Here is a 21,467-nt window from a genome sequence, read left to right as displayed (position 1 = left end):
GTTTATATCAAGCTGACATGAACTGAGATACAAACATATACACGTCTTGCAGCTTAGATTTTGATATCCTTTTTAACCGAGTGCTGTGGGAGTTAAGGAACAAAACAGAGAACTATGCGAAGAAAAATAGCAAAATTAAATTTGCCATTGTGGCAATGGCTGGCAGTGATATTGTTTCCCATTGGGATTGCTGTGATCGCAAGTTATCTCTCTGCGCAGTATTATGTGGAAGATAAAGTCAAAGGTGTGGGGGCGATTTATGTTGGTCACATTGATACTTTAATCTCTCATGCCGATGAAATCAGCCATTATGCATTGGCATTGAAGGATTCTGAGTGCCAAGAGTTATACAACTATATGTTGTTCCAACCTTACTTCCGCTCTGCTTTAATATTTGATTCACAACGTGTTTATTGCTCATCTAAAACAGGTGATATTGACGTACCTTTAGGCATAGTCAGTGCCACTGAAAATCTTGAAATACCTAACCAGTTTATTATTGGCGGCACGCCTTTTATGCCTGAGGTGCCAGCGATAGTGGCATCAAACTGGGAACCGATATCTCAGCACGGCGCCGCTGTGATTATTGAAGGGAAATATTTAGTCGACTCCTTTGTACAGCCCGATGTGTTCCCTAGCGCTGTTGTGAATGTTGCTTTAGCAATCAATGGTAAAACGATTCCAGAGTCACTCGGATTTATGAAAAATGAGGTGATGACGCTCGATTCTGATAAGCACAATTTTTCAGTGTTACTAGAAATGTCGCCTGCATTTTTCTGGCATTTCTTTTGGATATTTTTGGCCATCTCTTTGCCCGTTAGTATAGGCTTGATTACGGGGACTATCCTATTTGTGCTCTATTCAAGGGTTACTCGTCATTCCCTCGCCGATGACATTCGCAGTGGGATAGAAAACGAAGAGTTTTTCTTAGTTTATCAGCCAGTGATTTGTGCCGAGGACGGTAAGGCCAAAGGCGTTGAAGCTTTAGTGCGTTGGCAGCATCCTCAAATGGGCTTAGTGCGGCCTGATTTGTTTATACCCATTGCCGAAGAGGGCAAGTTAATCGTCCCATTGACTAACTATATCTTTGAGCGGGCATTAAAAGATTTTGCCGATATGAAGGTCGAACCGGGTTTTAGAATTGCGTTTAACGTGGCGCCAGAACACTTTACGCAGGATGATATTGAGTCGAAATTTATTCATTTGCGGGATTCACTGGAACGCATTGGCGTTAAGCCTTTGATTGAAATCACCGAACGGCAATTATTAACGCCGGATATTTGCCAGCGCATTGAAAGCTTACGCCAGTTGGGGATTCTAGTGGCCATCGATGATTTTGGTACTGGGCAAACCACTTTATCCCTGCTGCAAACGATGCCGTTAGACTATCTGAAAATTGATAAATGTTTTATCGATACCATAGGACAAGATTCTGTCACTTCCCACGTGCTTGATACTATTATTGAACTTTCCCATAAGATGAATTATGTCGTGGTGGCAGAAGGGGTTGAGACGCAGGAGCAGGTGGATTATTTAACCAGTCGCCAAGTGCATTTTTTACAAGGATATCTTTTTGCTAAGCCGATGAAGCTGGCTGATTTAAAGTTATGGTTAGTCGAGCATTTTAAACGTTAGCATCATCAAACTAGTCAGCAATAAGGGCACTTAGGTGCCCTTATTGCTGACTAGGCGTTATAGCTCAAGTTGTAGCCTAAAGCGTTTAAAGACTATAGCGCTTAAAGACTATAGCATTTAAAGACTATAACCAGTTTCTTCGTGTTCCGATAAATCTAAGCCGTTTACTTCTTGCTCAGTGCTGACACGCAGGCCGCCGAGTAGCTTGCGGATTATCACAAATAGTAACCAAGTGACGACTGCTGTATAAGTGAATGTTGCCGCGACCCCGATAATCTGTACCCCAAGTTGGTCTATCATGGTTTCGTTCACGGCCGCAAAACCGTAGCCGCTGAAGACGCCTAATTGGGTCGAGCTAAACACGCCGGCTAAAAGGGTTCCGAGAATGCCGCCGACCCCGTGCACGGGGAAAACGTCTAAGGAGTCATCGATCTTTAGTTTCTGTTTGATATAGACCGTTGAGTAAAAACACACGATCCCGCCGAGTAAACCAATCACTAAGGCACCCGCAGGGCCAACATAACCAGACGCCGGAGTGATAGTGCCTAAGCCTGCTACCATGCCAGTGACTATGCCAAGGGCGCTGGGTTTGCCAAATTTAATCCACTCAATTGCTGCCCAAGTCATCGCGCCCATAGAGGCGGCTAGATGAGTTGCTAGAATCGCCATGGCTGCAGTGCCATTGGCGCCAAGCGCGCTACCACCATTAAAACCGAACCAACCGACCCACAGCATGCCCGCACCTGTGACTGTCATGGTGAGGTTGTGTGGCATAATCGCTGAGTTTAAAAATCCCTTGCGCGGACCTAGCACTTTAGCGGCCACGAGCGCTGCAACCCCGGCGGTAATATGCACTACGGTTCCGCCCGCGAAATCATACAGTCCTAGCTGGGCTAACCAGCCACCGCCCCACACCCAGTGGGTGATCGGCGCATAAACCAATAATAACCAAGCCCCTGAAAAGATGAGCACGGCCGAAAATTTCATTCGCTCGGCAAAGCCACCGATGATCAATGCTGGCGTTATAATGGCAAAGGTCATTTGAAATAGCATAAACAGGGGCTCAGGAATATCCCCGCTGAGACTATCTCGGCCAATGCCCGACAGTAATACTTTACCTAAGCCACCGATAAATCCATTGCCCATATCGAAGGCGAGTGAATAACCTATGGCAAACCATAAAACGGAGGCAAGGGCGGCGATCGAGAAGCATTGCATCAAGATCGAGAGCACGTTCTTGCTGCGCACTAAGCCGCCATAAAACAAGGCTAATCCGGGTAAGGTCATCAGCAACACCAGCGCGGATGAGCTTAAGATCCACGCAGTATTTGCGGCGCTGAATTGACCCTCATCGGCGACAGCATTGGTCGCCAACATACTGAATAATATCAATAGATATTTAAAACTGAGTCTGAAGTTCGCTAGCATCATAGGGCGTTCACTCCTTCTTCTGAAGTGCGAATGCGCACGACTTGTTGGAGTTCGGTCACAAAAATTTTGCCATCGCCGACTTTGCCCGTATGGGCAGCGGCAATAATGGCTTCGATGACGGCTTCTTCTTGATCTGAGTGAATGGCGACTTCGAGCTTCATCTTAGGTAAAAAGTCCACTGCGTATTCGGCGCCACGATATAACTCAGTATGGCCCTTTTGACGGCCAAAGCCGCGCACTTCAGTAACAGTCATGCCATGGACGTTCAGCTGCGTTAAGGCTTCACGTACATCGTCTAATTTGAACGGTTTAATGATTGCAGTGACCAGTTTCAATTTTCTCTCCAACAAACTTCAGGCTCAATTTATTGGAATAAAGCAGGAATCAGGCCATATAAACAAAGCATTTATTATCATTGTGTTAACATTCAGTCGCACCGAAATTGCATGAAAGATTGATGCAAAACGGTGCAAGGCAGAATTTAATCGCCCTGAATTGGTGCGTTTTATTGGTGCAAGTTAAGTGTCGCTGACAAGTATCAGTGCAGATAGTGTCGAGTGGATATAAAGCGAGGGGAGTCAGCGTTTTAATGTGCTGTATGAATGTGAGAAATTAACGCGTGATTTACAGATTACTTTTATTAAACAGCAGATTAAGTTTAGGTTGACTAGGCAAGTTTTCATCGCTTAAACGGCTAACTGTTTGACTCGCACCCTGAGCTCGGCATTGACTGGCGCACTTAAACCGTGCGCTTGTGCGCGATCACAGATATAGCCGTTAATTTGGTCAATCTCGGTTCGCCTTTGATGCGCAATATCTTGGTGCATCGAAGAGAAGTTCCCCGCAGTGAGACGGATCACTTGGTAGACCCTATCGTGCAAAAATGATTTATCAAGCGACACACCATCATGTGCGGCAACCATGATCAACTCATCGAGAATACTATTTATCATGCCACTAAAATCTGGCTCAGCCAGTATGCCATTTGGGCATTGATATAGCGCAGTGAGCGGATTAATGGCGGCATTGACTGCAAGTTTTTGCCACAGGCAAGGCACAATCGCATCGACCCATTCACTGTTCGGAATGGCCGCCAGCAAAGCGTTGCGATAATGCTCTGTCAGCTCTTCGCCTGTGAAATGCCCCAGCTGAGTTAGCCCTTGTCCGGTTTGCTTAATCTGCCAAGCGGCTTGGCGTAACACCCCTTGGGACGTTGTCCCTAAGCTTAGCCCTCTGCCATTAGTTTGTGTATCAATGAGCGGTGCCAGTGCTAAATGAGGTCCCATGCCATTGTGTAATAACAAAATATGACATTGATTAGGCAGTTGCTTGAGTAAGGGAGAAAGCGCATCAAGCACTTGATAGGCTTTAACGCAGACAATCACCAGACGGATATTGTCGAGCGCATCGGCAGTTAAGATAGGCACCGAATACGGGATAGCTTGTATCTGTTGATGGTCATCTGCAGACGCTAATGGGGTGAAACTCAGTACTTGCTGGCTAGCTTCGAGGGCACTACGGCCGATAAAACCGACATTCATGCCCGCTACGGTCAATTGGCGACAGATCAGTTGTCCAACAGCACCTGCACCTAAAATGGCAATATCCACAGCATGAGTCATATTCGCAGCCTTAAGATTTCTGTATCAGCGCCCATGTATTGCGTTAGAACTAATCTTCCCGCAACTGAGCCGCACGAAAGTATTTGCCATAGGCCCAATTACAAAAGTAGAACAGCGCTATGCCCGCAAAGTCGGCGATAACATCCGCCACAGAGGCGCTTCGATAGGGTAAACGCGATTGCACTAGCTCAATTAAAACGGCATAGCTTGCCAATGTGAGCGATAGCCAATACCACTTAGGTCTGAAAGCGAGATAGGAGAGATAGGAGAGGCAAAAAAAGCTCCCAAGATGGCCAACCTTGTCGATATTCGGAATACTTTGCGAATAGGTTGGTCTGGAAAATACCAGATAACTGATCACGACAAAGGCGACGGCTAAAGCCAGCTTAAATAGGGTATTTTTAGTTATCACAAATATGTTTGCATTAGCTTAGAGTGGCCCAATGATAGGAAAATCCACCACTAAAGTCATCCATGATTACGCTTTATTCTAGGCTTTGCCTTCAACTTAGGCCTGTGTGTGGGTAAACTAGCTGCATATTAATTTGATATGGGACATAAAAACTATGCCTTCAATGGATATTGTGTCAGAAGTGAATGAAGTTGAACTGCGTAATGCGGTTGATAATACCAAACGTGAGCTGGCGACCCGTTTCGATTTTCGCGGTAAAACGGCTGACGTGGAATATAAGGACCATGTGGTCACGTTAACCGCTGAAGATGACTTCCAATGCCAACAATTAGTGGACATTTTACGTATGCAACTGAGCAAACGTAATGTGGATCCGTCTTCGATGGAAGTCGATGAGAAAGCCATCCACAGCGGTAAAACCTTCTCCCTCAAAGTGAAGTTTAAAGAAGGTATCGAAACCTTAATCGCTAAAAAACTGGTCAAGCTAATTAAAGACAGCAAACTTAAAGTACAAGCGTCTATTCAGGGCGAAAAAGTACGAGTTACAGGTAAAAAACGTGATGATTTACAAGCTGTCATGGCATTGGCACGCGAGTCTGAGTTAGGCCAGCCCTTCCAATTTGATAACTTTAAAGATTAATCGAGCAAAATTGCTTTAACGTGATGCAGTATCGCGTTTGCCATTTCGTCTTTAAATGTAACAGCCCTCACACTAAGGTGTGAGGGCTTTTTTTATTGATATCGTAAGTGTTTTAAGATTTTAATCCGAGTTTGCTGCTGTTTCTTTTGACGTACCATCAGTTAACGATTTGCTGGGGTGCGGCGCATATTTATTGACTAAGATAACCAAAAACAACACAGGAAACCCAATCACACTGGCGGCGACAAAGAAGTTCACATAGCCAAATGCGTCGACATAAGCCCCCGAAAAGCCCGCGATAAACTTAGGGAACAGCAACATAATCGACGACAGTAAAGCATATTGCGTCGCACTGTAGCCGCTGCTGGTGAGACTCGATAGATAGGCGATAAAGGCCGCCGTGGCGATTCCTGCACTAAAGTTGTCCACGGAAATGGCAAAGGTTAAAAAGGGCACGTTGTAGCCAAGCACCGCCTGCCACGCGAACAACAGATTGGTTACCGCCACCAGTAACGCGCCGAGGAAAAGGATCTTCATCGTGCCATAACGCGCTAACAAAATACCGCCAAAGGCTGCGCCGACTAAGGTCATGATTAGGCCATAGATTTTACTCAAATAGGCAATTTCTTCTTTAGTGAAGCCCATATCGACATAAAAGACGTTCGCCATAATGCCCATCACAATATCTGAGATCCGGTAGCAAGAAATCAGCAATAGGATGAGGATAGCGCTGCGGCCATAGCGTTTGAAAAAGTCGATAAAAGGCAAAATACTGGCCGTGTAAACCCAAGACATGCCAGCGGCGATAACGCTTGGATAAGTGGCGCTTAAACGTTGCTTTAAGGCTAGTTCGGTTGCATCGGCGGCGCGGGTATCGACTTTGGGCTCACGGCTAAAAAGCGTGGTCAAAATCCCCACGGACATCAAGCCCGCCATAATCAGGTAAGAGGTTTGCCAGGCCACTAAGTTGTATGCTGAGTTACCGGGTTCGACCCAAGCCGCTATCGTGAGTGCACCTGCGGTGGCGACTATCATGGCGCTGCGGTAACCCACTTGATAGGCGGCGGCTAATGCGGCTTGCATCTTTTCAGGTGCGGATTCAATTCGAAAGGCATCAATCACAATATCTTGGGTGGCAGAGGCAAAGGCGACCATTAATGCGAATAGCGCTAAGCGTTCGAGATCCTTGAGCGGATCGCTGAATGACATACCTAAGATAGCGCCAACTAATAACAGCTGAGCGAACAGCATCCAGCTGCGGCGTCGGCCTAGAAAGCGAGTTAGCAGTGGTAGCGAGAGTCGATCGACTAAGGGCGACCAAGCCCATTTAAACGCATAGGCTAAGGCTATCCAGCTGAAATAACCGATTGAAGTGCGATCAACACCGGCTTCACGCAACCAAAAGGATAGCGTTGAAAATACCAGCATCAATGGAAGACCGGCGGAAAAACCCAGTAATAACAGGATCAAAACCCGCTTGTGATAATAGACACTGAGTGCATCGAGTGTACGTTGAATAAAACCTGTTGCGGACATAGGTATGAGTCTAGGTATTTAATCCGCCTAGCTTACGGGTAAGGTGCCATAGGGTTCAAGGGCTAATGGCATTCCTTTTATATTGAGCTCTCGTTTTGGCGCATTTTGGTGATTGAATATAGCTTTGGCGTTAATCTTCTGTTGCTAAGCGTGTGCCGCGGGTTTATATCGCCAGCGTTAAGCGTCAGGATTAATCATCGGGATTGATTGCCTGTATGAATAGAAAAGATGACAAAAATGAAGGGGGAGAAATCAATTACGCGATATAAAAAGGCCCTGATAACAGGGCCATTTTCTATTGATAGGCATGCAGAACTTAAGGTCTTATCCCAACGCATCCCTGTGGCACTCGGCCTCCTAAACTCAGGTAGTCACAGCAATCATTTACTTGCTTACGCAGATATTGATTACCGCGGATCACACAGTCAGGCCACCTGTTAAAGCTGTGGAGCAAGTGCCAAAACACTTTTTCAGTTTCAGTTTGCGCTTCGCCAGTCGAATTCAGTTGCTGCCATTCTTCTAACGTGTCCCATAAGTAAAGTTGCACTTCATGGAAGTCGAGTTCTTCACTCAAAAACGCTTTTCCATAGAAGGCGAGTTGGGGCGCTTTATTATCGATGAACTCAGTTGCCGTCATCGTTTGCCTCCTTTCTGTTTACTATCACAGTATAGATGCAAAATTAGCGCTTTTGCTCGAAATTATATTTTGATTACTGTTTTGGTAATAATTTGGCTTTTTTCAATATGATAGGGGTAACAGGAACATCGGGCCAATTGAGCTTAGTGTTAGTTCCTGTCTCAACGACAGCCATAGCTTCGAGGACGGTTTTACCTTCAATCACTTCACCAAATACCGCATAACCCCAACGACGTTTAGAGGGATCGAGTTTAGTGTTGTCGGCCACGTTGAAGTAGAACTGACGAGTGGCTGAGTGCGGCTCGTTTTCACGTGCCATGGCGATAGTGCCCATGCTATTTGTTAGGCCATTTCCTGATTCGTTGACTATCGGCTTACCCTCGGGGAGCTCTTCATACTTGGGGGTGAGTCCGCCGCCTTGCACCACAAAGTCACTGATCACGCGGTGAAATATTGTGTTGTCGTATTCGCCTTTAACGACATGAGTTAAAAAGTTATCGACAGTGATTGGTGCACGAGTTCTATCTAGCTCGACCACTATTTTGCCTAAGCTAGTATCAAATTCGACTCTGGGATACAAGGTATCGGCCTGAATGTCGAGTGCGAGGCTATGATGACTCATAAAGATGAGTAAGAGGGCTGATATCCAACGGAGCATATTGATTTCCTTATAATAAACTGACGCTGTTATTGTTGTAGAAACTGATTCAGCTCAGGATCATTGAGAATTTCGCCTGTGAGTTGGCCGAGTAATTTATTCATATCCAGCTCCAAGGTCGCAAAATCGGGTGTTAAAGGGCCCTTCAAGGTGCCTTTTGCCTTATAACGTTTAACCAGTTCTTGGGTTGAGTTTTTGGCTTGCACTGCGATTAATACACTGTGTTTTGCCTCATAGCCAAAAGTCTTTTTAGTGACATCCATTTGCAATTCTTCTAATTGAATTTGCACTGAATTGGTTGCACTAGGATCGATTTGATAACCGGCTTGGTTAAAGCCTGCGCGGAACACTTCATCGAGCAGCAACTTAGGCGGTTCACTTGGGCCGACCAAACGTGTTTTTGTCCCTTCTTCAATAAAACGAGCAACATAATCGACGGTGCGCGTATCGACGGTTTCAAGAGAGATAGGTACAGATTGCGCCGTTTGTTGACTGATATTGGGCACTTGGGGACTGAAAGCCATATGAGTCGGGTTTTGGCTGGCACAGCCCGCAAACAGCAGGGGAAAAGTCAAAGTCAGTAATAGCCGTTTCATGGGATCTCTCGTACAAGTAAAAGTGGCTACAGCATACCAGAAATCACTTTTGATGCCACAGAACACCTCGATTCAGTTGGAGTACAGCTTTTAGTGATAATATCCAGCGTTCACTATGGGTTAGTTCATTTCTTTAGGTGCAAAACATGTCAAAACTGTCGTTAATTTCGATTGTTGTGGGCCTGACAATGGCGTCAAGCATCATTAGCACCAATGCATTCGCGGGGGATTCTGCCCATATACTCGGCGGCAGTTTAGGCTACGGTACTCAAGAATTTGAAACCAACAGCGGTAAATATGATGCAGGTGATACCTTCACCAGTGACTTGTATTATCGCTTTATGCTTAATGAGCATTTTGGTTTTGAAGCGGGGTATTTAACGGGGACGGGTGGAGTGGCGAGTGCACTTATTAGTGGTATCAGTGAAATCAAAGATTTACATTACCAAGGTATCAGAACCACTGCCTATGGCGAATATGCGTTGTCTCGTGGTAATAGTCTGTACGCCAAGCTCGGCGCCGCTTATACCAAAGTGAGTTATGAGATGGATAAGCAAGAGATGGATTCGGATGATGTAGGATTTTACGGCGCTGTGGGTTGGCAATATCGTTTTCGCTCTGGCTTTGGACTCAATCTTGAGTACCAATATGTGCCAATGAAAGAGTTAGAGCTGCAAGGGGTCAACTTTGGCGTGAGTTATCGATTCTAACTCGCAAATATTATCAATTAGCCTCAATTAAGCGCCCTTGGCGCTTTTTTCGTTTTAGAACCTTGGATATTAAAGCTGTAAACAGAATACTCGTCCGCAACAAAGTGACAACATTTTAGCCTTGCACTCTTTTAATGCAAAGGGGGACAGGTTAGAGTAAAAATTCGATGTTTAGAATGAGAGAGCACAAATGCTCCCGCGTCCTTTCTGTAAGGCTTAGTCATGTTAACGATAGCAACGCAAATCGCCCCAGATAGCCTGATCAATCCCAAGGGCTTACCCCATTTCGGCCATTTTGATGGCATAGTCAAAACCTTAGGTTTAGTGGATTTTGCCTACTTCGATACTATGGATAAACCCGCTTCAGCGTGGGCCAAGCATTTCGATTATAAACAATTTCAGTTTGTCTCTTTGGTCACACCGCGTTATGTCCTAGGCATCGCGCTCGCCGATATTGCCTACGTCGGCAGTGCGTTTTGCTACTTATACGATATTAAAACCAACACACTCACTCAGCTTGATTGGCTAAAACCTTTGAGGTTTGGCTATCAGATGACACCATCACCCGCTGAGGGTAAAAGTCGTATTGGCCGTAAAGGAGCGCAGTTAAGTTTTGAGATCGTAGAGGGCGGTTGGCGGTTAATGATTGATACTAAAAATATTCAAGCCGATGTGACTTTGCACTCAGCTCCCTTAAGTTTGCCTATGGCCATGTGTAGTCCTACTGGATACAACGGCTGGACTTACACACAAAAGCATAATGGTTTGACGGTTAAAGGTAGTTTGACTGTCGCCCATGAACCGCAGCCGCTGAATCACGCTTTAGCTGGCTATGACTTTTCGGCGGGTTACATGCGCCGCGATACGAGTTGGCGCTGGGCGTCGATCAACGCGCGGATCCATGAGGGCATAATGGGGCTTAATTTAGCGGCGGGTGTCAATGAAACCGGCGCAACTGAAAATGTCTTTTGGATTAATGGCGAGCGTCATTTACTCGGACCAGTGCAGTTTGAGTTTGATCGACACGCCACGCTCGGCGCCGAGGTTTGGCGAGTTTACAGTCAAAATGGCCAAGTGGATTTGCAGTTTGCGGCGCGCAATTGTCGCAGTGAAAAGCGTAATTTGCTCTTGCTTAAGAGTAATTTCCGCCAATTCATCGGTCATTTCAGTGGCACGATTACCGATAATCAAGGGCACAGTTACCAGTTAAATAATGTTCTGGGACTCGCCGAAGATCATTATGCCCGCTGGTAGCTAACGGCGACTAACGGACCGCAGCTGCCTGCGTTGTGGCGTTGAATGCGGTTTATAACACTCGCTCAGAATTGATATAAAAACACTAAAAATAATCATAAAACAACAAGAAAACAGGACGACCTTATATGGATATCGCCTCGCTGATCCAGCACCCTGAAGTGTTACTGCTCGTACTCGCGCCGTTGTTTTTCGTGTGTATTTTACTGGAATGGTATTTTGGCGATAAAAGACAAAAGCTACCGTTAACTGCACGTTATCGCGGCCAAGAAGTGCTGTGTAATTTCAGCCTCGCGGCCATGCATCAAGGCGCTGATCTGCTCACCGGCTTGTTGATCGCTAAGTTATATTTGGCGGTGTTTGGTTGGAAGTTATTCGATATTGAAATGGGCCCATTAAGCTTTATTGCCTTGATGGTTGCGCAGGACTTTTGTTATTACTGGTTCCACAGGGCGAGCCACAGAGTGCGCTGGATGTGGGCGGCTCACGTGGTGCACCATAGCTCTGAGAATATGAATTTTAGTACGGCTTTTCGTCAGAGTTTAATGTATCCATTGGCGGGAATGTGGGTATTTTGGTTACCGCTGGTGGTCATAGGTTTCGATCCAAACTGGGTGGTATTTGTGGTATTACTCAATCTGGGATTACAATTTTTTGTGCATACCCAAGCGGTTAAATCACTCGGACCGCTGGAATGGGTCTTTAATACTCCATCGCATCACAGGGTGCACCACGGTCGCAATCCCCAATATATCGATAAAAACTATGCGGGTGTGTTGATTATTTGGGACAAGCTTTTTGGTACTTTTGAGCCCGAAGTGGAGACAGTGATCTACGGTATCACTAAGCCTGTGAATAGTTTTAATCCCCTTAAAGTGACGTTTAGCGAATGGCGAGACATGTTTGCTGAGGTTACCGCGGCAGGCTTGAGTATTAAACAACGACTACGTATCTTGTTTGCTCCGCCTTCCAGCAGTTTAAAAAGCGAGGAATAACAATCCACTGCATTTTCCAAGTTAAATAGCGCAAATGGCTAATAGAGTCTTGAATTTAGCCTTGCTAGCCTATATTCCGTTTTTTGCCACTGTTTTGGTGTAAAAATGTACAACCCCATACTTTGGTGGTACTTTTTGGGATAAGGAATTTAACTTGGGAGGACTTATCATGATGGATGAACCTCGATTATCCGCGGAGGAGCTTGCTTGTTTTAGTGAACTTTTTTCGCCGACTCGTGTGGGCACTGCCTTGACCAACGATCCCCTAGTCAATCATGTACTCACAGTCACAACTGAAGTGCCGCAAGTTATCGCTTCGATTTTGGGTAAGGCAAAACTCACGTTATTGGCCGAAGTCGGGCCCTATAAACTCTGGTTTCCGCTACTGATGAAAGTGGATGACTTTGGACAGTTTCAACCTACTTTAGGTGTGCCTGAAGTGCTCGATGCCTCGGGAGTGGAACGCAGTTGGCGGTTAACCCAAGCCGATGACGTGTGGATATTCGACCACGACCAAGGTGAGCAATGGTCTGTTGTCTCGTTATCCAGTTCTGGTATGGCTATTCGCGCTAAATCACAGCAGCAATTTAAGCAATTGCTAGGCAGTAAAGATCTGCAATTACAATTGCCTAATGGCGAGACTTTACGTATCGATATTGAGCCTATCCGTAGTGAGAAAGGTTTGGCCTTTGTTAAGTTTCAGGCCGAAACCGAAGAACGTGAAGCGTTACGTCAATTCTTATTTACTCGTCACGGCTCTCAGCATGCTCAACTCTATCGAGACTTACGCTATACCCAAGCAACCTGAAGATACGAGTTTCCTGCATCTTCAGGTTGTTTGGGTATAGTACCCTGCATTGCGACAGTTTTCGGCCTTGTGTTAGTTGACCTGTTATCTAAAAATCTCAGTTCTGCAACTCGAATGTGAAATCCATGGATTAAAAAACTGTCATTGATGATTGCAGGGCTTTTCGCCGATTGTTACCTGCCAATCTGTCGCTCGATGCATTAGAATGACGTTGAATTCAACACATCAGAGCGAGCGGTATGCACGTACATATTTTAGGAATTTGTGGAACCTTCATGGGTGGTCTAGCGTTATTAGCTAGGGCAAAAGGGCACAGAGTGACGGGCTCGGATGCCAATGTCTATCCTCCAATGAGCACGCAATTAGAGGACCAAGGCATTGAGCTTATTCAAGGTTTTGATCCTAGCCAGCTGGGTGAAGCGGGGCATTATCCTGACTTAGTTGTGATTGGTAATGCTATGAGTCGGGGTAATCCTTGCGTGGAAGCCGTGTTAAACATTGGCATCCCTTATACCTCTGGCCCGCAGTTTTTAGCCGATCATATTTTGCCTGACCGTTGGGTGCTGGCTGTGTCTGGCACTCACGGTAAAACCTCGACATCTAGCATGTTAGCCTGGATTTTAGAGGATTGCGGTTATGAGCCAGGCTTCTTAATCGGTGGCGTACCGCAAAACTTTGGTGTGTCGGCGCGTTTAGGCAAGACGGCTTTCTTTGTGGTTGAGGCCGACGAATACGACAGTGCCTTTTTCGATAAACGTTCGAAATTCGTGCATTACCATCCGCGTACCTTAGTGATCAACAATCTTGAGTTTGATCATGCTGATATTTTTGCCGATCTGGCTGCGATTCAAAAACAGTTTAATCATTTAGTTCGCACTGTACCTGGCGAAGGCAAGATCATTTGGCCCGCCGATTCCCATGCTGTTAAGCAAACGATTGAGATGGGGTGCTGGAGCGAGCAAGAAAACTATCATTTAGCCGAATCGAGCAGTGGTTGGTATGGCAAAGCCTTAAGTGATGATTGCCATCGCTTTGAAGTGTTTTTTGATGGTGAGTCTCAAGGGATTCTCGAATGGGATTTGATTGGTCAACACAATATTGAAAACGCCATAATGGCGATTGCTGCCGCGCGTCACGTGGGGGTTAAGCCGAATGCTGCAATTGAAGCCTTAGCTAAGTTTATGCCACCTAAACGTCGACTCGAATTACTCGGAACCGTTAATGGCGTGAGCGTATATGATGATTTCGCTCACCACCCAACGGCGATTGCGACCACCTTAAAAGGCATGCGGGCTAAGGTCGGTCAGAGCAAGATTACTGTAGTACTCGAGCCGCGCTCAAACACTATGAAGAGCGGTGTCCATAAGGACACTTTAGCTTTTTCTATGATGCAAGCCGACGAAGCCTTTTTATATCAAGCCGATACCATCGACTGGAATATGAAAGAAGCCATGGAAGCGGCGGTGATCCCTGTTACTGTGTTACATCAAATTGATGATGTGGTCGCCAAAGTGGTGGCAACGTCCAAGGCGGGCGACACCATAGTGGTGATGAGTAACGGTGGCTTTGGCGGGTTACATAAGAAGTTACTGGCCGCATTAGAGCTACGTTCAACTGCAGAGCAGGTTTAAGATGAGCTACACAAAGTCGACAAAAGCGATTAGCTTAGCTTGGACAGGTGCCTCGGGTGCACCCTATGGGCTTAAGTTACTCGAGTGTCTATTGGTATCGGGTTATCAAGTGTTTTTGATGATCTCCAGTGCCGCTCGGGTAGTATTAGCGACTGAACACGGCTTGCAGTTAAGCGCTAACAGCGACAAAGCCCATGCTCAACTGTTGGCTTTATTGCACGAAAAAGGCGTAATTATTACTGGCGAGTTAGTGGTATTAGGCAAAGATGAGTGGTTTTCACCGCCCGCATCGGGCAGCGCCGCACCTAAGCAAATGGTGATTTGCCCTTGCTCAACGGGGACGTTAGCGGCTGTGGCTACAGGAATGAGTAATAATTTACTTGAACGCGCCGCCGATGTGGTGATTAAAGAGCGCGGTCAACTTATTCTAGTGCCGAGGGAAACTCCTTTTAGTGCCATACACTTAGAGCATATGTTGAGCCTTTCTCGCCTCGGCGCGACCATTATGCCCGCCGCGCCCGGCTTTTATCATAATCCCAAATTGGTTGAAGATCTGGTAGACTTCATGGTCGCTCGAATTCTCGATCATTTGGGCGTTGACCATGCATTAACGAGTCGCTGGGGTTATGACAAACAGTCTAACCGCGACCTCGACAATTGAGACTTATATGAAACACACCACCGAAGTGATGATCTCTGCAGAAGAGATAAGCCAGAAATTGGATCAAATGGCCGAGCTAATCAATGCCCATTATGCCCACAGCGAACGTCTGCTGATGGTAGGCTTGTTAAAAGGCTCAGTGGTCTTTATGGCTGACCTGTGTCGCCGAATTAAAGGCCATGTTGAAATCGATTTTATGTCGGTTTCCAGTTATGGCAATGCTATGACCAGCTCACGGGATGTGAAAGTGCTGAAAGATGTGCAATCAGATATCGCCGGTCGCGATGTATTGATTGTGGAAGACTTGATTGACTCAGGTAACACCTTAAGCAAAGTGCGCGAGATGCTGTTACTGCGCGAGCCTAAGAGCCTTGCACTGTGCACCCTGCTGGATAAACCTGAACGTCGCGAAGTGGATGTTAAGGTCGATTTTATCGGTTTCACTATCCCTGATGAGTTTATCGTGGGTTATGGTATCGATTATGCGGAGCAGTACCGCAATCTGCCTTACATCGCCAAAGTCGTGCCACTCGATTAAGTGTCCGCTACCGTTTAAAACTCCCGCAACAGGCGGGAGTTTTGCTTTTTGCGGTTATATCGCCGTTATCTAAAAGATTCGTATAAATAATTGCACCATTAAATTGTGGTTTTTCAATCGATTAGCTAGTTTTTTGCCTTAGTTCTGCAGCCCATCATTGTAATTGTGTTTTTTAGCACCATCTTATTACTTTCTAATGTGTAAGGATCGGTACAAATATGGCAAATATTACCCATGCTCTGGTACTCGAAGGGCTTAAAAAAACCTATAAAGGCGGCGTCGAAGCGGTCAAAGGCATCAGCCTCACCGTCAATCAAGGGGACTTCTTTGCCTTGCTCGGCCCCAATGGTGCGGGTAAATCCACCACGATTGGTATTATTAGCTCCTTAGTGCAGAAGAGTTCAGGTACGGTCAAAGTCTTTGATTATGATATTGATAAGCAGCTAGAACACGCCAAGCTCTGCATTGGTTTAGTACCACAAGAGTTTAACTTCAACCAGTTCGAAACCGTGCTGCAAATTGTGGTGAATCAAGCGGGTTACTATGGTGTGCCAAAACCTATCGCCCTTGAGCGTGCCAAAAAATATTTAAGCCAACTGGATTTGTGGGAAAAGCGCAATAGCCCTTCGCGGGAATTATCTGGTGGCATGAAGCGACGGTTAATGATTGCTCGCGCCCTGATGCACGAACCTAAATTATTGATTTTAGATGAACCTACCGCAGGTGTGGATATTGAACTACGCCGCTCTATGTGGGAGTTTCTCAAACAAATTAATCAGCAGGGCGTGACGATCATCCTAACGACCCATTACCTCGAAGAAGCGGAAATGCTTTGCCGTAATATCGGCATTATTGATAAAGGTATTTTAGTGGAATGCACTAGCATGAAGGCGCTACTGAGTAAGCTGAATATGGAGACGTTTATTCTTGATTTGCGTAGGGATACAGCTACTGCACCCGTACTCGATGGCATGACTTGCCGCTTAACCGACCCTCATACTTTAGAGGTGGATGTGGTGAAAGAGCATAATCTCAACGATGTCTTTAGCCAATTAAGTGCGGCCAATATAGAAGTGCTATCGATGCGCAACAAGTCTAATCGTTTAGAAGAACTCTTCGTCGAATTGGTGAAGAAAACTCAGGGAGCCTCAGCATGAATAAGCTCTACTTTATTGCCTTTAAAAGCATCTTAAGCAAAGAAATCAATCGTTTTACGCGAATTTGGGTCCAGACCTTAGTCCCGCCAGCGATTACCATGACCTTGTATTTTTTGATTTTTGGTAACTTAGTCGGCAGCCGAATTGGAGAGATGGGCGGCGTATCTTATATGGAGTTTATCGCCCCAGGTTTGATCATGATGTCGGTGATCACCAACTCTTACTCGAATGTTGCTAGCTCATTTTACAGTGCCAAGTTTCAACGCAATTTGGAAGAGTTGATGGTGGCACCTGTGCCCCATTATGTGTTGATTGCAGGCTACGTTGGCGGCGGTGTGGCGCGCGGTTTATGTGTCGGCCTAATAGTGACGCTTGTGGCCATGTTCTTCGTCGACATTAGCTTGCATCATGCCGGTTTAGTGGTCATGACGGTATTTTTAACCTCAGTGCTATTCTCCTTAGGCGGCTTGATTAACGCTGTTTTTGCTAAAAGTTTCGACGATATCAGTATTATCCCGACCTTTGTGCTTACTCCATTAACCTATCTTGGCGGCGTATTTTACTCCCTGTCACTCTTGCCCCCATTTTGGCAAGGCGTGTCGGCACTCAACCCTGTGGTCTATATGATCAACGTGTTCCGCTATGGTTTTTTAGGTTTCGCCGACATCAGCGTACCACTATCCATTGCCATTATGATCGGTTTCTGTGTCGCCCTATGGACCTTAGCGTATTATCTAGTTTCACGGGGAATTGGGTTACGTTCGTAGTATGCAATGTGTTTATAGAGCAACTGTATAAGATAAGAATGGAGCCCAAAGGCTCCTTTTTATGTCCGAGGACTTAATAGTGCATATGCTGAGGTCGCAATAGGATATTTTTAGTGGTTGCCGATGAAAATGAATCAATTCAGCATTGGAATATATTTCTGTTGTTGGCTTTAAGGATGATTTTATTTAAGGCTTAACCGCTCTGACTATTGGGTTTTGTAGGCTGATTAAGGTTTCTGTTGACTGGATTTCATCGATAGATTGAATGCGATTGATGAGTACATGCTGTAAACCATCGATGGATTGGCACATTACCTTTACGAAAATACTGTAGTTGCCTGTGGTGTAATAGGCTTCGACGACTTCTTCGAGGGCGTTGAGTTTGGCTATGGCGGCAGGATAATCGCCAGCACTTTTAAGGTTGATACCGATAAAACAGCAGACGTCATAACCTAAGGCTTTAGGATTTACTGTGATCTGCGCGCCTGTGATTATCCCCGCTTGCTTCATTTTTTCTACCCGAACATGGATAGTGCCCGCGCTCACGCTAAAGCGTTTAGCTAGTTCAGCAAAGGGCGTGCGGGCATCCTGCATTAAGGCTTCGAGGATATGATTATCGAGTTGATCGCGCTGAAATGCGGTATCCATAAATAAATTCTCTATAACGTAATGAATTGTCATAAAGTTACGTTTTTTTATGGGGAATTGCTACCGATTTTGCCCGTCTTAGTTGATTTTAGTGATCATTGTTCGCCCAAAGGCTCACAAAAAGGCACTTCTGCGCTAAAAGTCATACTGACACCCGTGTAGGGATGTTTGATGGTGAGCTCTGCCGCATGCAGTAATAGGCGAGGGGCTAAGGATTTGGCTAATGGGTCGGCATAAAAACCATCGCCTAAGATCGGATGACCGAGCGCCATCATATGTACCCGTAATTGGTGTGAGCGGCCAGTGATTGGCGTGAGTTTCACCAGCGTTGAGCGTTTGGCGCGACTTATTACTTGGTAGTGAGTCAACGACGGTTTGCCCACAAGATGATCGACTTTCTGTTTGGGGCGATTTGGCCAGTCGCAGATCAGCGGATAATCAACACTACCCGTATCATTTTTGATATGACCTGCGACCCTTGCAAAGTAGGTCTTGCTGGTTTCTCTATCGTGGAACTGACGTTTTAATTCACGTTCGGCGCTACGAATAAGGGCGAGAACGATCACGCCTGAGGTAGCCATATCGAGGCGGTGGACAATTTGGCAATGGGGGTGTTCAGCTTTTACTCGGGCATAGACACTGTCGTAATGAGCTGGGTCGCGACCGGGCACAGACAACAATCCTGAAGGTTTGTTAATGACGATAATGTCTTTATCTTGATAAAGAATATCGAGCCAAGGGGTTGTCGGTGGTTGGTATATAAAATCAGTCATAATGGGGCCTATTCGTCAATGCGCCGCAAAGATACTCTGCTAGGCTTGAGGGTGCAAGTGTGACGCCCAAAGATTGCTTGTGAGACTAAGCTTCCTGAGAAAACTCAAGCGCCGCAGCAAAGCGCATTAGTTGATGATTTGCTGATAGAGCTGGATTTGAGTTCTTGCTATAATTACGCTCTTTTTTGTTAATGACCCTGTTGAGCCTTTGAAGCCATGAGCCAGCCAGAGATATACACTCCCGAGAATCTTTCTCACGTCCATAACCGCCTTGAGTTATTGGCGCCTGCAAAAAATGCTGACTATGGTATCGAAGCCATACGCCATGGCGCCGATGCGGTATACATTGGGGGGCCCGCATTCGGTGCGCGGGCGACGGCAGGTAACAGTGTTGAAGATATCGCGCGCCTGTGTACTTATGCTCATCAATATCATGCTCAGGTATTTGTCGCCCTCAATACCATTTTGATGGACAACGAACTGGCCGACGCCGAAAAACTCATTTGGCAACTGTACGAAGCCGGTGCCGATGCGCTGATTGTGCAGGATATGGGCGTCTTGCAACTTAATTTGCCGCCGATTGCCCTGCATGCCAGTACCCAAATGGATAACCGCAGCCCTGAAAAAGTGGCGTTCTTAGAGCAAGTTGGTTTTTCTCAGGTAGTGCTCGCCCGTGAATTAGGCTTGAGCCAAATCCGTGATGTGGCCGCACATACGAATATGCAGCTCGAATTCTTTATCCACGGCGCTCTGTGTGTGGCTTACAGTGGTTTGTGTAACTTGAGTCATTCCTTTAGTAACCGCAGTGCTAACCGCGGCGAATGCTCGCAAATGTGCCGCTTGCCGGGCAATCTTAAAACCCGTCAAGGCGATGTGTTAGCGCAGAATGAACACTTATTGTCTTTAAAAGACAATAACCAAACCGAAAACCTCGAAGCGCTCATCGACGCGGGCATTCGCTCGTTTAAGATTGAAGGTCGCTTAAAAGATTTAAGTTACGTTAAAAACGTCACCGCGCATTATCGCCAAAAGTTGGATGCGATTATGGCGCGTCGCCCTGAGTTTAAGGCTTCGTCCCACGGCCGTTGTGAACATACTTTTATTCCCGATCCTGAAAAGACTTTTAACCGTGGCAGCACAGATTACTTTGTTAACGAACGTAGCCAAGGCATTAAAGATTTCCGCTCGCCAAAATATATCGGTGAAGAAGTCGGTAAAGTGGTCAGCATAGGCAAAGACTTTATCCAAGTGAGCTCAATCCATGAGTTTAATAACGGCGATGGCTTAGCGTTTTTCCCTGCGAATTTTGCCATGGCAAAACAATCCGATGACAAGCTGCAAGGTCTGCGAGTTAACCGCGCCGAAGGCTTAAAGCTGCATATTTTGCAGGTGCCAAAGGATTTAAAAGTCGGCATGACTTTGTACCGTAACCATAACCAAGCCTTCGAAGCCCTGTTATCGAAAGAATCGTCTAAGCGGATTATCGGCGTCGATTTACGGTTGAGCGACACCGAAGACGGACTGGCGCTGACCTTGACGGATATCTATGGCCTAAGCGCTACAGTCAATTTAACGGTCGAGAAGACACCTGCGACAGATGTCGACAAGACCCTACAAAATACTCGCACTCAGCTGGGTAAGCTCGGCAGTACTGACTTTGTTGCCCGTAGCATTAGTATCGATACGGCCCAAGCTTGGTTCTTGCCAGCGTCAGTTCTCAATGGTCTGCGCCGTGATGGTGTGGCCGCTCTAGAGGCTGCCCGTGTGCAAGGTTATGTGCGTCCACTGCCGTGGAAGCATAACCAAGATGCAGTCTATCCCGTTAAGCATTTGAGCTACTTAGGTAACGTAGCCAATGAGAAGGCCAAGGATTTTTATCAACGCCACGGCGTGATTGAAATTCAAGATACCTATGAGAAAAATGGTGTTACCGAAGACGTGCCATTAATGATCACTAAGCATTGCCTGCGCTTTAACTTCAATCTGTGTCCGAAGGAAGTACCAGGTATCAAGGCCGATCCTATGGTGCTTGAAATCGGTAACGATGTGCTCAAGCTGGTCTTTGACTGTCCTAAATGCGAAATGATGGTGGTCGGTGAAAACCGTCAAGTGCGAGGCCAGAAACACCTTTAACATCTGTCATTTGGAGCATTGCAGAGTGTAATGCTCCTCACCCCCCTTCAGCCTGCATCCGCGTGCTTAATTTGCCTACCTATATCTATGTTACCCTCACCATAGCTACTCCCATATTTTCATCAAAGCCCAATATTGCACATTCGGTTATCAGCAGATATCTTATTGAAAATAATATCAATAATAAGGGATGTTAAAATGGGACTGTTAGACGGTTTACTCGGT

22 protein-coding genes are annotated in these 21,467 nt (G+C 46.1%); 12 read left to right on the top strand and 10 right to left on the bottom strand.

Features of this window, described 5'->3' with window-relative positions; all coding sequences use genetic code 11:
* Positions 1–114: 114 nt before the first annotated feature.
* On the top strand, positions 115–1,635 hold the full coding sequence (locus K5Q99_RS18025) for an EAL domain-containing protein (RefSeq protein WP_220777655.1): 1,521 nt from the start codon (positions 115–117) through the stop codon (positions 1,633–1,635).
* A gap of 117 nt (positions 1,636–1,752) precedes the next feature.
* On the opposite strand, the gene K5Q99_RS18020 is transcribed toward K5Q99_RS18025, so the two are convergent.
* The 4 genes from K5Q99_RS18020 to K5Q99_RS18005 form a co-directional block, all read right to left on the bottom strand.
* Entirely contained in the window at positions 1,753–3,066 is a 1,314-nt protein-coding gene (locus K5Q99_RS18020) for an ammonium transporter (protein WP_220777654.1), read from the bottom strand.
* On the bottom strand, positions 3,063–3,401 hold the full coding sequence (locus K5Q99_RS18015) for a P-II family nitrogen regulator (protein ID WP_220777653.1): 339 nt from the start codon (positions 3,399–3,401) through the stop codon (positions 3,063–3,065). The genes K5Q99_RS18020 and K5Q99_RS18015 overlap by 4 nt, the downstream gene beginning before the upstream one ends.
* 351 nt (positions 3,402–3,752) lie before the next feature.
* Complete coding sequence (locus tag K5Q99_RS18010; RefSeq protein ID WP_220777652.1) at positions 3,753–4,688, bottom strand: ketopantoate reductase family protein; 936 nt, start codon at positions 4,686–4,688, stop codon at positions 3,753–3,755.
* 49 nt (positions 4,689–4,737) lie between these two features.
* Entirely contained in the window at positions 4,738–5,100 is a 363-nt protein-coding gene (locus tag K5Q99_RS18005; RefSeq protein ID WP_220777651.1) for a VanZ family protein, read from the bottom strand.
* Between the two features lie 154 nt (positions 5,101–5,254).
* On the opposite strand from K5Q99_RS18005, the gene K5Q99_RS18000 reads away from it, so the two are divergent.
* The gene (locus tag K5Q99_RS18000) at positions 5,255–5,740 is read left to right on the top strand and encodes a YajQ family cyclic di-GMP-binding protein (protein WP_006080274.1); all 486 of its coding nucleotides are present in this window, start codon (positions 5,255–5,257) and stop codon (positions 5,738–5,740) included.
* 120 nt (positions 5,741–5,860) lie between these two features.
* Here the strand turns inward: K5Q99_RS18000 and K5Q99_RS17995 are convergent, their stop codons facing one another.
* From K5Q99_RS17995 to K5Q99_RS17980, 4 genes are all read right to left on the bottom strand, one after another.
* Entirely contained in the window at positions 5,861–7,276 is a 1,416-nt protein-coding gene (locus K5Q99_RS17995) for an AmpG family muropeptide MFS transporter (RefSeq protein ID WP_220777650.1), read from the bottom strand.
* Between the two features lie 316 nt (positions 7,277–7,592).
* Complete coding sequence (locus K5Q99_RS17990) at positions 7,593–7,913, bottom strand: hypothetical protein (RefSeq protein WP_006080276.1); 321 nt, start codon at positions 7,911–7,913, stop codon at positions 7,593–7,595.
* Positions 7,914–7,986: 73 nt separating this feature from the next.
* On the bottom strand, positions 7,987–8,571 hold the full coding sequence (locus tag K5Q99_RS17985; protein WP_028761870.1) for a peptidylprolyl isomerase: 585 nt from the start codon (positions 8,569–8,571) through the stop codon (positions 7,987–7,989).
* A gap of 29 nt (positions 8,572–8,600) precedes the next feature.
* On the bottom strand, positions 8,601–9,167 hold the full coding sequence (locus K5Q99_RS17980; RefSeq protein WP_107949073.1) for a YajG family lipoprotein: 567 nt from the start codon (positions 9,165–9,167) through the stop codon (positions 8,601–8,603).
* A gap of 146 nt (positions 9,168–9,313) precedes the next feature.
* On the opposite strand from K5Q99_RS17980, the gene K5Q99_RS17975 reads away from it, so the two are divergent.
* The 9 genes from K5Q99_RS17975 (at position 9,314) to K5Q99_RS17935 (ending at position 17,688) form a co-directional block, all read left to right on the top strand.
* Positions 9,314–9,877, top strand: a complete 564-nt coding sequence (locus K5Q99_RS17975) for a porin family protein (protein WP_107949071.1) — start codon at positions 9,314–9,316, stop codon at positions 9,875–9,877.
* Positions 9,878–10,099: 222 nt separating this feature from the next.
* Positions 10,100–11,131: a DUF2804 domain-containing protein gene (locus K5Q99_RS17970; protein WP_220777649.1), complete on the top strand. Its 1,032-nt coding sequence runs from the start codon at positions 10,100–10,102 to the stop codon at positions 11,129–11,131.
* 128 nt (positions 11,132–11,259) lie between these two features.
* Positions 11,260–12,126 carry a sterol desaturase family protein gene (locus K5Q99_RS17965; protein WP_220777648.1) on the top strand — a complete coding sequence of 289 codons (867 nt, stop codon included), beginning with the start codon at positions 11,260–11,262 and terminating at the stop codon, positions 12,124–12,126.
* A gap of 169 nt (positions 12,127–12,295) precedes the next feature.
* A complete protein-coding gene (locus K5Q99_RS17960; RefSeq protein WP_220777656.1) occupies positions 12,296–12,934 on the top strand; it encodes a hypothetical protein in 639 nt (212 codons plus the stop codon).
* Positions 12,935–13,173: 239 nt separating this feature from the next.
* Positions 13,174–14,565, top strand: a complete 1,392-nt coding sequence (mpl, locus tag K5Q99_RS17955) for a UDP-N-acetylmuramate:L-alanyl-gamma-D-glutamyl-meso-diaminopimelate ligase (protein ID WP_220777647.1) — start codon at positions 13,174–13,176, stop codon at positions 14,563–14,565.
* A gap of 1 nt (position 14,566) precedes the next feature.
* The gene (locus K5Q99_RS17950) at positions 14,567–15,226 is read left to right on the top strand and encodes a flavin prenyltransferase UbiX (protein WP_220777646.1); all 660 of its coding nucleotides are present in this window, start codon (positions 14,567–14,569) and stop codon (positions 15,224–15,226) included.
* A 7-nt stretch (positions 15,227–15,233) separates the two neighbouring features.
* The gene (gene hpt / locus K5Q99_RS17945) at positions 15,234–15,764 is read left to right on the top strand and encodes a hypoxanthine phosphoribosyltransferase (RefSeq protein ID WP_011845844.1); all 531 of its coding nucleotides are present in this window, start codon (positions 15,234–15,236) and stop codon (positions 15,762–15,764) included.
* 218 nt (positions 15,765–15,982) lie between these two features.
* On the top strand, positions 15,983–16,921 hold the full coding sequence (locus K5Q99_RS17940; RefSeq protein WP_220777645.1) for an ABC transporter ATP-binding protein: 939 nt from the start codon (positions 15,983–15,985) through the stop codon (positions 16,919–16,921).
* Complete coding sequence (locus tag K5Q99_RS17935; RefSeq protein WP_106651559.1) at positions 16,918–17,688, top strand: ABC transporter permease; 771 nt, start codon at positions 16,918–16,920, stop codon at positions 17,686–17,688. The genes K5Q99_RS17940 and K5Q99_RS17935 overlap by 4 nt, the downstream gene beginning before the upstream one ends.
* Positions 17,689–17,874: 186 nt before the next feature.
* On the opposite strand, the gene asnC is transcribed toward K5Q99_RS17935, so the two are convergent.
* Both asnC and rluA read right to left on the bottom strand, forming a co-directional pair.
* Positions 17,875–18,336 carry a transcriptional regulator AsnC gene (gene asnC, locus K5Q99_RS17930; protein ID WP_006080290.1) on the bottom strand — a complete coding sequence of 154 codons (462 nt, stop codon included), beginning with the start codon at positions 18,334–18,336 and terminating at the stop codon, positions 17,875–17,877.
* Between the two features lie 95 nt (positions 18,337–18,431).
* The gene (gene rluA, locus K5Q99_RS17925; RefSeq protein WP_220777644.1) at positions 18,432–19,109 is read right to left on the bottom strand and encodes a bifunctional tRNA pseudouridine(32) synthase/23S rRNA pseudouridine(746) synthase RluA; all 678 of its coding nucleotides are present in this window, start codon (positions 19,107–19,109) and stop codon (positions 18,432–18,434) included.
* Positions 19,110–19,325: 216 nt separating this feature from the next.
* On the opposite strand from rluA, the gene K5Q99_RS17920 reads away from it, so the two are divergent.
* The gene (locus K5Q99_RS17920) at positions 19,326–21,242 is read left to right on the top strand and encodes a peptidase U32 family protein (RefSeq protein ID WP_220777643.1); all 1,917 of its coding nucleotides are present in this window, start codon (positions 19,326–19,328) and stop codon (positions 21,240–21,242) included.
* Positions 21,243–21,467: the final 225 nt, after the last annotated feature.

This window comes from Shewanella hafniensis (genome assembly GCF_019655335.1).
Classification (GTDB): domain Bacteria; phylum Pseudomonadota; class Gammaproteobacteria; order Enterobacterales; family Shewanellaceae; genus Shewanella; species Shewanella hafniensis.
Note: the sequence above shows the minus strand (reverse complement) of the source record. Positions and strands in the feature narration are given on the sequence as shown.